We start from the raw sequence: 13,373 nt of genomic DNA, 5'->3' as shown, positions 1-13,373 counted from the left end.
GACGTGAACAAGGCGCAGCTCGTAGAAATCATTGCCGACAAGCTCGGTGGCCGCCAGAACGCCGCGGACGCGGTGGACGCAGTACTGGACGCAGTCGTCCGTGCAGTTGTCGCCGGCGACCGCGTTTCGGTCACCGGATTCGGCTCGTTCGAGAAGGTGGACCGCCCGGCCCGCTACGCGCGCAACCCGCAGACGGGTGAGCGGGTCCGGGTCAAGAAGACCTCGGTGCCCCGTTTCCGCGCCGGTCAGGGCTTCAAGGACCTGGTGAGCGGCTCGAAGAAGCTCCCCAAGGGTGGCGAGGTCGCCGTCAAGAAGGCGCCCAAGGGCAGCCTGACCGGCGGTGCCGCCATCAAGAAGGCCGCAGCGAAGAAGGCTGTTGCCAAGAAGGCCGCTGCCAAGAAGGCGGCGCCCGCGAAGAAGGTGGCGGTGAAGAAGGTCACCGCGAAGAAGGTCACCGCGAAGAAGACCACCGCGAAGAAGGCGGCGCCCGCGAAGAAGGCGGCGGCGAAGAAGGTCACCGCGGCGAAGAAGACCACCGCGAAGAAGACCACGGCGAAGAAGACCGCGCCCGCCAAGAAGACCACGGCGAAGAAGGCTCCCGCCAAGAAGGCCACGGCGCGCAAGACCACCGCCAAGAAGACCACCGCCCGCAAGCGGTAATTCCGCGGCGGCGACGCAACGCCAGGCGCCGGGCCGGTCTCCCTCCGGGGAGCCCGGCCCGCGGTGCGTACCGGCCCGGGGCGCCGTCTACGCTGGCCCCATGCAGGCCACGGCGTACACCTACGACGAGACGACCCGCTCCGGCAGCGTGCTGCTGGACGACGGGACCCCGCTGCCCTTCGACGCGGCGGCCTTCGACGCCGGCGGCCTGCTCCTGCTCCGGCCCGGTCAGCGGGTGCGGATCGAGGTCACCGGCGAGGGCGACGCCCGCCGGATCGTCCTCGTCACGCTCCAGACGCTCTGACCTGCGGCGGCACCACACAGCCCGGAGCGCCCGGCCGGTCCGCGGCACCGAAGACCCCCGAGCGGCCGGCCGAGCCCAGCACCCCCGCCCACTCCGCCCAACCCGGCACCCGCGGGGCCTGCCGCGCCGTGTGCGGCCCCACGCCCAGCGCCAGTGCGGCCCGTAGGTCGTCCCCGGTGTCCACGTCCCGGCGCACCGACGGCACGTCCGGTGCGGTGATCTCGTACGCCCCGGACGCCCGGTGCCGGGCCCGTGAGGCGCCCCCGAAAGCCGGTTCCAATTCCGTACCGGAAGTCGCGGACAGAAGTGTTGTCCCGATATCCGCCGCATCCGCGAGAAATGCCCGCGGAAATAGCGCGGCGGAATGGAGCACCCGCGTCAGCTCGGCCGGACGGAGCGCCGGCAGATCGGCGTTCAGCGCGGCGACCGGCGCACCGGGCCGCCGGGCCCGTACGACGGACGCGCCATGGGCCAGTGCGGCATTCAGCCCGTTGGCCGGAGCGTCCGGCACGATGCGCGCCCCCAGCGCCGCCAAGTGCTCCCCGGCCACCGGATCGTCCGTGACAACCGCCACATCCCGCACGTCCGCGCAGGCCAGCGCCGCCGCCACGGTGTCCAGCGCGAATGCCAGCGCCAACTTCGGCCGGAACTCCTCACCGGCGGCCCCGGAGAGCCTGCTCTTGGCCCGCACCAGCGGTTTCAGCGGCACTACGAGGCTCCAACCCACATCCGCTCCGTCTCTTCGCATCGGGATCATTCTCACCCGCCGCCGGAGCCTTTCCTGGAGTGGCGGGGTTACGGTGTTCTCGACATAGCGGGTACCCGGGGCGACACTTGTGCGGCTGCCGGCTCGCAGCAGCTTCGCAGGTCCCACAAGGAGGGTGTCCCAGTGTCCCGCCGCAGAATCGGCTTCTGGTACCGCTTGGCCGCGGTCATCTGCAAACCGCCGCTCTTGGTTCTGTTCAAGCGGGACTGGCGAGGAATGGAGCACATTCCGATCGACGGCGGTTTTATTACCGCGGTCAACCACAACTCGTATCTTGATCCGCTCTCCTATGCGCACTATCAGTACAACACCGGGCGGGTCCCCCGATTCCTCGCCAAGGCCGGACTCTTCAAGAGCGGCTTTGTCGGCGTGATGATGCGCGGCACCGGGCAGATCCCCGTCTACCGGGAAACCACCGACGCCGCCACCGCCTTCCGGGCCGCCGTGAACGCCATCGAGAAGGGCGAATGCGTCGCCTTCTACCCCGAGGGCACCCTCACCCGCGACCCGAAGATGTGGCCCATGCAGGGCAAGACCGGCGCCGCCCGGGTCGCGCTGCTGACGCAGGCGCCGGTCATCCCCGTCGCCCAGTGGGGCGCCAACGAGGCGATGCCGCCGTACGCCAAGGAGAAGAAGCTCCAGCTCCTCCCGCGCAAGACGCTGCGGGTCCAGGCCGGACCGCCGGTCGACCTCAGCGAGTTCTACGGCAAGGAGCCCACCGCCGAGGTGCTGCGCGCCGTCACCGAGAAGATCATGGCCGCCATCACCGCCGAGCTGGCCGGCATTCGCGGCGAGACCGCACCGGCCGAACCGTTCGACTACCGCAAGCAGATCGCCCGGGAGCGGCGGGCCGCCCGCGAAGCCGCCCGGGCCGCCGCGGCGGCCGGCACCGGCGACGCCGTCCTGGAACCGGCCGAGTCCACCGCACCGGCCGCACCCACGCAGCAGGCCCGAAGCAACCGACAGGCACAGGAGGATGAAGGCAAGTGACGCGCTGCGCCGTCTTCGGCACGGGGTCCTGGGGCACCGCATTCGCGATGGTGCTCGCCGACGCGGGCTGCGAGGTGACCCTGTGGGCGCGCAGAGCGGCCCTCGTCGACGCCATCAACACCGGCCGCACCAACCCGGACTACCTCCCGGGCGTTGAACTGCCCGAGGGCGTACGGGCCACCACCGACCCGGCCGAGGCCGCCCGCGGCGCGGACTTCACCGTGCTCACCGTGCCCTCCCAGACACTGCGCGCCAACCTCGCCGAGTGGGCGGCCCTGCTGCCCTCCGACACGGTCCTGGTCTCCCTGATGAAGGGCGTCGAACTGGGCACCGCCAAGCGCATGAGCGAGGTCATCGAAGAGGTCGCCAAGGTCCCCGCGGAACGCGTCGCGGTGCTGACCGGCCCCAACCTCGCCAAGGAGGTCGCCGCCCGACAGCCCGCCGCGGCCGTCGTGGCCTGCGTCGACGAGGACGTCGCCCGGCGCCTCCAGGCCGCCTGCCACACCGCGTACTTCCGCCCGTACACCAACACCGACGTGGTGGGCTGTGAACTGGGCGGCGCGGTCAAGAACGTCATCGCGCTCGCCGTCGGCATCGCCACCGGCATGGGCCTGGGCGACAACGCCAAGGCGTCCCTGATCACCCGCGGACTCGCCGAGACCACCCGGCTCGGCCTGGCCATGGGCGCCGACGCGCACACCTTCGCGGGCCTGGCCGGCATGGGCGACCTCGTCGCCACCTGCTCCTCGCCGCTCTCCCGCAACAACACCTTCGGCACCAACCTCGGCCGGGGCATGTCGCTGGCGGAGACCATCGCGGTCACCAAGCAGACCGCCGAGGGCGTCAAGTCCTGCGAGTCCGTACTGGATCTGGCCCGCCGGCACGGCGTCGACATGCCGCTCACCGAGACCGTGGTGGAGATCGTCCACGAGGGCAAGCCGCCCCTGGTGGCCCTCAAGCAGCTGATGTCCCGCAGCGCCAAGCCCGAACGGCACTGACCGCCCGCCCACCACCGGACCTTCCCCGAGCTCTCAGTTCCTCCCCCGAGCTCTCAGCTTCGTTCGAGCAGGGGGGACCCCCATGGGCAGGGGAGGCCCCGATCCCCTCGGCGACGCCGCTGGGTGGCGGCACCTCTTCCGTGCCGCCACGCCACCGATGGCCGCCGCGGCACTGACGCACCCCCTACCAGCAGGTACCCTCAAGCCGATATGAGCAGCGAGACCTCCTCCCACAAGCCCCGCGTCGCCGTCGTGTTCGGTGGCCGCAGCTCCGAGCACGCGATCTCCGTGGTCACTGCCGGAGCCGTGCTGGCCGCCATCGACCGCGACAAGTACGACGTGCTGCCCATCGGCATCACGACCGACGGCCGCTGGGCGCTGACCGCCGACGATCCCGGGCGGATGGCGATCACGGACCGGAAGTTGCCCAGCGTGGCCGAGCTCGCCGAGGGCGGTGACGGCGTCGTGGTGCTCTCCGCGGACCCCACCACCCGCGAGGTCGTCTACAGCGAGCCGGGCTCGGTCCCCAAGGTCCTCGGCGAGGTCGACGTCGTCTTCCCCGTGCTGCACGGACCGTACGGCGAGGACGGCACCCTCCAGGGCCTGCTGGAGCTGTCCGGGGTGCCCTACGTCGGCTCCGGCGTGCTCGCCTCGGCCGTCGGCCAGGACAAGGACTACATGAAGCGGGTGTTCGCCTCCTTCGGGCTGCCGGTCGGCCCCTACGAGGTCATCCGCCCGCGCGAGTGGGAGACGGACCCCGCGGCCGCCCGCAAGAAGATCGTGGACTTCGCCGGTGAGCACGGCTGGCCGCTGTTCGTGAAGCCCGCGCGCGCCGGCTCGTCCATGGGCATCAGCAAGGTCGACGACCTGGCCGGGCTGGACGAGGCCATCGAGGAGGCGCGGCGCCACGACCCCAAGATCATCGTGGAGTCGCTGCTGCGCGGCCGCGAGATCGAGTGCGGGGTGCTGGAGTTCGAGGACGGCCCGCGAGCCAGCGTGCCGGCCGAGATCCCGCCGGTCACCGCCCACGACTTCTACGACTTCGAGGCCAAGTACATCGACTCGGCCGACGGGATCGTGCCGGCGCCGCTGACCGAGGAGCAGACCGCCCAGGTCCAGGAGCTGGCGATCGCGGCCTTCGAGGCGGCGTCCTGCGAGGGCCTGGTCCGCGCGGACTTCTTCCTCCAGGACAACGGCGAGTTCGTGATCAACGAGATCAACACGCTGCCCGGCTTCACGCCCATCTCGATGTACCCGCGGATGTGGCGGGAGAGCGGCGTCAGCTACCCGGAACTCATCGACCGGCTCCTGCAGGCGGCCCTGAGCCGCTCCACTGGGCTGCGCTGAGCGGGCGGGCCTAGCTGGGCGGGGGGGCGGGCCTCGGGGGTGGGCGAACGGATCCCCTAGGGGGTGCGTGCGCCCCTTGCGGGCCCCAACGTGGCTGGGCCGGGCGGTATTCCGATGGGCGCCGCCCCAGGGGCCGCCGTCACGCTCCGACGGCCGGCCGGTGCCCGGCCCGCCTTCCGGCCCTCCTGCCGGCTCGCCTTCAGGGCGGACGACGGGAGCGCGACGACCGCTCCCCTGGGCCGGTCCGGTGGCTCCGGGCCGGACAGGTCCTTAAACCCCGGCCGGAATGGCCTTCTGTACCGCGCCCGCGAGATCGGGCAACACATCGATCTCCGGGGCGTACTTCCCCGGCACGGTCACCTCGACGTAGACCTTCCGCAGGACCGTCGTGAAGCGGTAGCCGTCGTCCTGCCGCTCGAAGAGCCACTGCACGCCGTTGACTTCCGCCGAGTCGGGGTTGGGGTTGTAATGTTCACTCCCGTGCCTGAGCACCTCCGGCTTGGGTACCCCGCAGCGCAGCTCCACGGCAGGATCGCCCCATATGGCAGTGAAGTCCGAGACCGGCTCGGCGGTACCCCGTTGCAGCCCGTCCACGGTCTGCGGCAGGTCCTGGTGGAGCGCCCGGCAGTGGCGCGCGGCCTCACCCGTGGGGGAGGGCGCCGCCACCTCCGTGGCGGACGAACAGCCCGCCACCGCGGACACCGCGGCGAGCAGGGGAAGGGCGGCCAGGTACCGGCGTCTCGCGCGTATCACCCGGCCGAGCATACGGGGGAGCTAGAGATGGACCACCGGGCAGGTGAGCGTCCGCGTGATGCCTTCCACTTGCTGGACCTTCGCGACCACCATGCGGCCCAGCTCATCGACGGTGTCCGCCTGGGCGCGCACGATGACGTCATAGGGGCCGGTCACGTCCTCGGCCGTCAGCACGCCGGGGATCTTCGCGATCACCTCGGCCACCGCCGAGGCTCTGCCGACCTCGGTCTGGATCAGGATGTAAGCCTGTACCACGGAACCTCCAGGGCGGCTACGAGGATCATGTGGGAAGAAGGGACGCCACGGTACCGCGTCACCGAGCGGAGCGGGGAGACCCGCGCGGTGAACACGGCCGGTGCGGCGCAGTCGTCAGCCACGTACGGACCGTCCGTACACATGGGAAGGGCAACAGCATGAAGGGCACCGTGGGCGAGCTGGGGGAATTCGGGCTTATCAGAGAGCTCACTTCCCGGCTCACCTCCACTCCCGCCGTACGGATCGGGCCGGGGGACGACGCCGCGGTGGTCACCGCGCCGGACCGCAGGGTCGTCGCCAGTACCGACATTCTCCTCGAAGGACGGCACTTCCGCCGCGACTGGTCCACCGCCTACGACGTCGGCCGCAAGGCCGCCGCGCAGAACCTCGCCGACATCGCGGCGATGGGCGCGGTGCCCACCGCGATCCTGCTCGGCCTGGTGGTCCCCGCGGAACTCCCCGCGACCTGGGCGACCGAGCTGATGGACGGGCTGCGCGACGAGTGCCAGGTGGCCGGCGCCGCGGTGGTCGGCGGGGACGTGGTCCGCGGCGACACCATCACCGTCGCCATCACCGCCCTCGGTGACCTGCGCAACCAGGAGCCGGTGACCCGGGCCGGCGCCCAGCCCGGCGACGTGGTCGCGGTGACCGGCTGGCTCGGCTGGTCCGCCGCCGGCCACGCGGTGCTCTCCCGAGGCTTCCGCTCCCCGCGCGCCTTCGTGGAGGCGCACCGCCGCCCCGAACCGCCCTACCACGCGGGCCCGGCCGCCGCGGGGCTCGGCGCCACCGCCATGACCGACGTCAGTGACGGACTCGTCGCCGACCTCGGGCACATCGCCGAGGCCAGCAAGGTCCGCATCGACCTCCGCTCCGCCAACATCGACATCCCCTCGCAGATGTCCGACATCGGTACGGCGGTCGGCGTGGACCCGATGCAGTGGGTGCTCAACGGGGGCGAGGACCACGCCATCGTGGCCACCTTCCCGCCCGACGTGAAGCTGCCGGCCCGCTGGAAGGTGATCGGCGAGGTCCTCAACCCCTCGGCGCTGCCCCAGGTGACGGTGGACGGCGCCCCCTGGGCCAAGGCCGGCTGGGACCACTTCGGCGACAACGGGGACCCCGAGTAGATTCGCGGCATGCAGATACCTCCCCGCGTGCTCACCGTCGCCGGCTCCGACTCCGGCGGCGGTGCCGGCATCCAGGCCGACCTGAAGACGATGCTGGCGCTGGGTACCCACGGCATGAGCGTGCTCACCGCCGTCACCGCGCAGAACTCCCTGGGCGTCCAGGGCGCCTGGGACCTGCCCGCCGAGGCGGTGCGCGCCCAGTTCCGCAGCGTCGTCGACGACATCGGCGTCCAGGCCGTCAAGACCGGCATGCTCTCCTCGGCCGAACTCGTCGAAACCGTCGCGGAGCTGCTCGCCGGCCTCACCGTCCCGGTCGTCATCGACCCCGTGGGCGTCTCCAAACACGGCGACGCGCTGCTGGCCGCCTCCGCGCTGGACGCGGTCCGCAGCAAGTTGCTGCCGACCGCGACGGTCGCCACCCCCAACCTCGACGAGGTGGCGCAGCTCACCGGCGTACGCGTGCACACCGTGGACGAGATGCGGCGGGCCGCCGACGCCGTCCTGGCCTTCGGGCCGCGCTGGGTGCTCATCAAGGGCGGCCACCTCCCGTCCGACGCGGCGGACGCGGCCGGCGACGCGGTCGACCTGCTCACCGACGGCAGGGCGGAGCACTGGCTGCGCGCCCCCCGGCACGACAACCGGCACACCCACGGCACCGGCTGCACCCTCGCCAGCGCCCTTGCCGCCAGGCTCGCCCAGGGCGACACCGTCCCTCAGGCGGCCGCGTCGGCGAAGGAGTACGTCACCGGCGCGATCGCGGCCGGCTTCCGGCTGGGCGCGGGCATCGGACCGGTCGACCACGGCTGGCGGCTGCGCGCCGCGCACTGACCACCGGGGGCCGTGCACCGACCACGGCGGGCGCGGCCCCGGAGGAACGGCAAGAAGCCGGCCCACCTTGACGGTGGACCGGCTTCCCTAGCAACCGGCGGGGCTGCGCTACGGCTAAGGCGTCAGCGCGAGACCTTGCCGGCCTTGATGCACGAGGTGCAGGCGTTCAGCTTCTTCGGCGTGCGCCCGATCACTGCACGCACCGTCTGGATGTTGGGGTTCCAACGACGGTTGGTGCGGCGATGCGAGTGCGAGACACTCTTGCCGAAGCCCGGCCCCTTGCCGCAGACGTCGCAGTTGGCAGCCACGGGTCACTCCAAAGACTTCAGATGCACTTACGGAAAGCCGGTCGGGTCGAGTGCATAGCCGTGCCGACGCCGACAGGAGAGGAATGGCCCGATTTTCATCGGGCAACCGGAGCAGCATACAACGGCCGCTCCTTCAGGACGAAACTACCACGGAGCCTCCGGCACCCGACCCGGCCGCCCGGGCGGACCGCGACTACTGTGCGGGTGCATCCCGCGACCTCAGGAGGACGACGTGCCCCACCCGCTCGACGCCGCCGCCGTCCGTACCTGGTGCGGACTGGCCCTGGAGGCGCTCGGACGGGAACGCGAGCGGATCGACGCGATCAACGTCTATCCGGTCGCCGACGGCGACACCGGCACCAACTGCTACCTGACGTTGGAATCGGCTGCCCGCGCGGTCGAGGCCGCCTTCGACGGCCATGGCTCCGCCGGCACCGCACCCGACCTCGCCGACGCCGTCGGCGCCATGGCGCACGGCGCCCTCATCGGGGCCCGCGGCAACTCCGGCACCATCCTCGCGCAGCTGCTGCGCGGTATGGCGCAGGTGCTGGCGGCCGCCCCGGCCGGTGGGACGGGCGCCGCGGACGCCCTGCGCCAGGCGCTGCGGCGGGCCGCGACGGCCGCGTACGAGGCGGTCGCGCATCCCGTGGAGGGCACCGTGCTGACCGTGGCGACGGCCGCCGCCGGTGCCGCCGAGCAGACCGCCGGCGGGGCCGCCGAGGTCGCCCGGGCCGCCCACCAGGGCGCTGCGGAGGCGCTGCGGGCCACCCCAGGACAGCTCGCGGTGCTCGGGAAGGCCGGGGTGGTGGACGCCGGCGGCTGCGGGCTGGTGGCCCTGTTGGGCGCGCTCGCCGACGCGCTGTCCGGGGAGGTCACCGCCGTCCCCGTCGCCGTACGGGCCGGTGGGCCGGTCCCGGAGGCGGCAGGCTGTGCGGCGGTGGCACAGGAGGCGGACGGCTGCGTCGATCCGCACGCCGGCGGGCCCGCCTTCGAGGTGATCTACCTGCTGGAGGCCGGCGACGCCGAGGTGGCCCGGCTGCGGACCCGGCTCGACCGGCTCGGCGACTCGCTGGTGGTGGTCGGCGGGGACGGCCTGTGGAACGTGCACGTCCACGTCGACGACGCCGGGGCCGCGGTGGAGGCCGGGATCGAGGCCGGCCGGCCGTACCGGATCCGGATCACCCACTTCGGCGCGGGTCCGCGGGCCCAGGAGCCGGCGCTGGCGGCCCGGGCCGTGGTCGCGGTGGTGCCGGGCGCCGGGCTCGCCGCACTGTGCGCGGAGGCCGGCGCGACCCCGGTGACGGTCCGTCCCGGGGAGCCGCCGGCCAGCGGCGAACTGGTCCAGGCGATCCGGCAGGCCCGTGCCCGCGAGGTGATGCTGCTGCCCAACGACCCGGAGCTGCGGCACACCGCCGCGGCCGCCGCCGAGCAGGCCCGGGCCGAGGGCGTACGGGTCGCCCTGATCCCCACCCGCTCCGCCGTCCAGGGCCTCGCGGCGCTGGCCGTGCACGAGCCGGACCGAAGCTTCGACCAGGACATGGTCGCGATGACCGCGGCGGCCGGCGCCACCCGCTACGCCGAGTTGGCCGTCGCCGAGCACCAGTCCTGGACGATGGCCGGGATCTGCCAGGCCGGGGACGTACTCGGCCTGATCGACGGCGATGTCGTGGTGATCGGGCCCGACCTCGCCCGGACCGCGATGACGGTGCTCGACCGGATGCTCTCCGCGGGCGGCGAACTGGTCACCCTGGTCCTCGGCGCGGACGTCCCCGATTCCCTCGCCGAACGGCTGGAGCGGCACGTCCGGGAACGCCATCTCGCGGTGGACACGGTCGTCTACGAAGGCGGCGAATACGCGGCGCCGCTGCTGATCGGCGTGGAATAGCGCACCGCACCGCGGGTATCGCGCCGGCCGCCGGAATACCGTCCGGTGTCGGAATTCCCGGCCGCGGAAAGCGGCGGTGGTGGCCCGTTGTCAGTGCCGTGGTGTGCAATGGAACGCGTGGCAGCGCTCGACGAACCCCTGAAGAAAATCCTCGGCGGCACCACCGCGAAGGTCCTGGCCGAGCATCTCGGCCTGGAAACGGTCGGCGATCTGCTGCACCACTATCCGCGGCGCTACGCCGAGCGCGGTGAGCTGACCCGGCTGGCCGACCTGCCGCTGGACGAACACGTCACGGTCGTCGCCCGGGTCGCCGACGCCCGCGTCCTCACGTTCAACCACGGCCGCGGACAGCGGCTGGAAGTGACCATCACGGACGGCAGCGGCCGGCTCCAGCTGGTGTTCTTCGGCAAGGGCATCCACAAACCGCACAAGGACCTGCTGCCCGGGAAGCGCGCGATGTTCGCGGGCAAGGTCTCGGTCTTCAACCGCAAACTCCAGCTGGCCCATCCGGAATACGAACTCCTCGACCGGGAAGCCGACGGCGAGGCCGGCGCGGTCGACGCATTCGCCAATCAGCTCATGCCGATCTACCCGGCGTGCCAGCAGATGGCGTCCTGGAAGATCACCAAGGCGGTCGACGCGGTCCTGCCCAGCGCGCAGGACGCCCTCGACCCACTGCCCCCGGGGCTGCGCGAGGGCCGTGGGCTGGTCCCGCTCACCGAGGCGCTGCTGAAGGTCCACCGTCCCGGCAGCAAGGCCGACATCGCCGATGCGCGGGCCCGGCTGAAGTGGGACGAGGCGTTCGTCCTCCAGGTCGCGCTCGCCCGCCGCCGCTTCGCCGACGCCCAACTCCCCGCCGTACCCCGGAGGTTGACGCCAGGCGGCATCCTCGACGCGTTCGACGCCCGACTGCCCTTCACCCTCACCGACGGCCAGACGAAGGTCAGCCGGGAGATCTTCGACGACCTGGCGACGGAGCACCCGATGCACCGCCTCCTCCAGGGCGAGGTCGGCTCCGGCAAGGCCCAGCCGTTGGACGCCCTGGTGCTCACCCCGCGCGGCTTCCGCCCCATGGGAGAGCTGACGGTGGGCGCCGAAGTGGTGGTGCCCAGCGGAGAGATCGCCCCGGTGGACGGGGTGTTCCCGCAGGGCGAGCGGGAGGTGTGGCGGCTGGTGCTCTCCGACGGCAGCACCGTCGAGTGCGACGACGAGCACCTGTGGATCGTCTCCGCCCGCACCACGGGGGAGCAGGTGCTGACCACCCGCGAGCTGCGGGCCGAACTACTGGACGCCGACGGCCGGCCCCGCTGGTCGATCGCCCCGGCCACCCCGGTGGACCTCGACGACGGCGGGGAGCGGCCGCTCGACCCGTACGCACTGGGGCGGACGCTGGGCGCGGGCGGCACCGGCCCGGCCGGCCGCGGCGTCCCCGACGCCTACCGCAACGCCCCCGTCAAGGACCGCCGGGCGCTGCTGGCGGGCCTGCTGGCCGCCGGTGGCGAACACCTCGGCACCGACGGCGTCTTCCGCGCCGCCCCGGCCCCGCTGGCCGCCGACGTCGCCTGGCTGGCGCGCTCCCTCGGCGGCACGGCCCACACCGCCCCGGTGGGCGACGGCGGTCACGACGTCACGGTGGCGCTCCCCGAGGAGGGCGGCGCGGTCGGCGGTGCCTTCCGGCGCGCCGTCCGCGCCGTCGAGCACGTCGGCCGCAAGCCCGTCCAGTGCATCAGCGTCGGGCACCCCTCCCACGCCTACGTGACCGACCACTTCACGGTCACCCACAACACCATGGTCGCGCTGCGCGCCATGCTCGGCGTCGTCGACAGCGGCGGCCAGGCGGCGATGCTCGCGCCGACCGAGGTGCTGGCCCAACAGCACCACCGCTCCGTCACGGAGATGATGGGCGATCTCGCGGAGGCAGGGATGCTGGGCGGCGCGGAGCGGGGCACGAAGGTGGTGCTGCTGACCGGTTCGATGGGGGCCGCGGCCCGCCGCCGGGCGCTGCTGGACCTGGTCACCGGCGAGGCCGGCATCGTCATCGGGACACATGCCTTGATCGAGGACGTGGTGCAGTTCCACGACCTGGGCCTGGTCGTCGTCGACGAGCAGCACCGCTTCGGCGTGGAGCAGCGCGACGCCCTGCGCTCCAAGGGCAAACAACCCCCACACCTGCTGGTGATGACCGCGACGCCGATTCCGCGGACGGTCGCCATGACCGTCTTCGGCGACCTGGAGACCTCGGTCCTGGACCAGCTCCCCGCCGGTCGTTCGCCGATCGCCAGCCACGTGGTGCCCGCCAAGGACAAGCCGCACTTCCTCGCCCGCGCGTGGGAGCGGGTCCGGGAGGAGGTGGTCGCCGGCCACCAGGCGTACGTGGTCTGTCCGCGGATCGGCGACGACGAGGAGGCCGCGCCCAAGGGGAAGATGGCCAAGGCCGCCCCGGCGGAGCCGAGTTCACCGGAGGACCTGGCCGAGAAGCGCCCCCCGCTGGCGGTCCTCGACATCGCCGAGCAGTTGCGGAAGGGCCCGCTGGCCGGACTCCGGGTGGCGGTGCTGCACGGCCGGATGGCCCCGGACGACAAGGACGACGTGATGCGCCGGTTCGCCGCCGGCGAGCTGGACGTACTGGTCGCCACCACCGTCATCGAGGTCGGCGTCAACGTCCCCAACGCCACCGCCATGGTGATCATGGACGCGGACCGCTTCGGCGTCTCCCAGCTCCACCAGCTCCGCGGCCGGGTGGGCCGCGGCTCGGCGCCCGGCCTGTGTCTGCTGGTCAGCGAGATGCCCGAGGCCAGCCCGGCCCGCGCCCGGCTCGCCGCGGTCGCCGCCACCCTCGACGGCTTCGAGCTCTCCCGCATCGACCTCGAACAGCGGCGTGAGGGCGACGTCCTCGGCCAGGCCCAGTCCGGCGCCCGCTCCTCGCTCCGGATGCTCGCGGTCATCGACGACGAGGAAGTGATCACGGCGGCCCGCGAGGAGGCCACCGCCCTGGTCACCGCCGACCCCGAGCTGACCGGCTGCCCCGAATTGCGGACCGCGCTGTCCGCCCTGTTGGACGACGAACGGGAGCAATATCTGGACAAGGGCTGAGCCGCGGACCCGGACCGACCGCGACCCGAGCCGTGAGAACGATCACGGTCGGGTGGCGC

General features: G+C 72.6%; 13 protein-coding genes. 9 read left to right on the top strand and 4 right to left on the bottom strand.

The annotated features are described in order from the left end of the window. The first annotated feature begins 3 nt into the window (after positions 1-3). Together ACFVT2_RS23310 and ACFVT2_RS23305 are read left to right on the top strand one after the other, a co-directional pair. Positions 4-660: an HU family DNA-binding protein gene (locus ACFVT2_RS23310; protein WP_390020920.1), complete on the top strand. Its 657-nt coding sequence runs from the start codon at positions 4-6 to the stop codon at positions 658-660. Positions 661-760: 100 nt separating this feature from the next. Then, positions 761-964, top strand: a complete 204-nt coding sequence (locus ACFVT2_RS23305) for a hypothetical protein (RefSeq protein WP_221906833.1) — start codon at positions 761-763, stop codon at positions 962-964. Here ACFVT2_RS23305 and cofC read toward each other — a convergent pair. Further along, positions 945-1,712, bottom strand: coding sequence for a 2-phospho-L-lactate guanylyltransferase (gene cofC / locus ACFVT2_RS23300; protein ID WP_390020918.1), 768 nt, complete (start codon positions 1,710-1,712; stop codon positions 945-947). The genes ACFVT2_RS23305 and cofC overlap by 20 nt on opposite strands. 141 nt (positions 1,713-1,853) lie before the next feature. Here cofC and ACFVT2_RS23295 point away from each other — a divergent pair, with 141 nt between their 5' ends. The 3 genes from ACFVT2_RS23295 to ACFVT2_RS23285 all read left to right on the top strand — a co-directional run bounded on the left by ACFVT2_RS23295 (position 1,854) and on the right by ACFVT2_RS23285 (position 5,065). Next, a complete protein-coding gene (locus ACFVT2_RS23295) occupies positions 1,854-2,720 on the top strand; it encodes a lysophospholipid acyltransferase family protein (protein ID WP_390020916.1) in 867 nt (288 codons plus the stop codon). Next, positions 2,717-3,718, top strand: coding sequence for an NAD(P)H-dependent glycerol-3-phosphate dehydrogenase (locus tag ACFVT2_RS23290; protein WP_390020914.1), 1,002 nt, complete (start codon positions 2,717-2,719; stop codon positions 3,716-3,718). The genes ACFVT2_RS23295 and ACFVT2_RS23290 overlap by 4 nt, the downstream gene beginning before the upstream one ends. A gap of 210 nt (positions 3,719-3,928) precedes the next feature. After that, complete coding sequence (locus ACFVT2_RS23285) at positions 3,929-5,065, top strand: D-alanine--D-alanine ligase family protein (protein WP_390020912.1); 1,137 nt, start codon at positions 3,929-3,931, stop codon at positions 5,063-5,065. 270 nt (positions 5,066-5,335) lie between these two features. Here ACFVT2_RS23285 and ACFVT2_RS23280 read toward each other — a convergent pair whose 3' ends face one another. After that, a complete protein-coding gene (locus ACFVT2_RS23280; protein WP_390020909.1) occupies positions 5,336-5,830 on the bottom strand; it encodes a DUF3515 domain-containing protein in 495 nt (164 codons plus the stop codon). Positions 5,831-5,839: 9 nt separating this feature from the next. Beyond that, positions 5,840-6,073 carry an Lrp/AsnC family transcriptional regulator gene (locus ACFVT2_RS23275; protein WP_018541151.1) on the bottom strand — a complete coding sequence of 78 codons (234 nt, stop codon included), beginning with the start codon at positions 6,071-6,073 and terminating at the stop codon, positions 5,840-5,842. Between the two features lie 158 nt (positions 6,074-6,231). Here ACFVT2_RS23275 and ACFVT2_RS23270 point away from each other — a divergent pair, with 158 nt between their 5' ends. Next, positions 6,232-7,200: a thiamine-phosphate kinase gene (locus tag ACFVT2_RS23270; RefSeq protein ID WP_390020906.1), complete on the top strand. Its 969-nt coding sequence runs from the start codon at positions 6,232-6,234 to the stop codon at positions 7,198-7,200. A 9-nt stretch (positions 7,201-7,209) separates the two neighbouring features. After that, positions 7,210-8,028 carry a bifunctional hydroxymethylpyrimidine kinase/phosphomethylpyrimidine kinase gene (gene thiD, locus ACFVT2_RS23265; protein ID WP_390020903.1) on the top strand — a complete coding sequence of 273 codons (819 nt, stop codon included), beginning with the start codon at positions 7,210-7,212 and terminating at the stop codon, positions 8,026-8,028. A 122-nt stretch (positions 8,029-8,150) separates the two neighbouring features. Here the strand turns inward: thiD and rpmB are convergent, their stop codons facing one another. Beyond that, the gene (gene rpmB, locus ACFVT2_RS23260; protein WP_006602870.1) at positions 8,151-8,336 is read right to left on the bottom strand and encodes a 50S ribosomal protein L28; all 186 of its coding nucleotides are present in this window, start codon (positions 8,334-8,336) and stop codon (positions 8,151-8,153) included. A gap of 232 nt (positions 8,337-8,568) precedes the next feature. Here rpmB and ACFVT2_RS23255 point away from each other — a divergent pair, with 232 nt between their 5' ends. Further along, entirely contained in the window at positions 8,569-10,221 is a 1,653-nt protein-coding gene (locus ACFVT2_RS23255; RefSeq protein ID WP_390020900.1) for a DAK2 domain-containing protein, read from the top strand. A gap of 108 nt (positions 10,222-10,329) precedes the next feature. Then, positions 10,330-13,314, top strand: coding sequence for a helicase-related protein (locus tag ACFVT2_RS23250; RefSeq protein ID WP_390020898.1), 2,985 nt, complete (start codon positions 10,330-10,332; stop codon positions 13,312-13,314). The last annotated feature ends 59 nt before the right edge of the window (positions 13,315-13,373 follow it).

It is taken from the genome of Streptomyces sp. NPDC058000 (assembly GCF_042886435.1).
Lineage (GTDB): Bacteria > Actinomycetota > Actinomycetes > Streptomycetales > Streptomycetaceae > Streptomyces.
The sequence above is the reverse complement of the archived record's forward strand: the minus strand, read 5'-3'. Positions and strand labels throughout refer to the sequence as shown.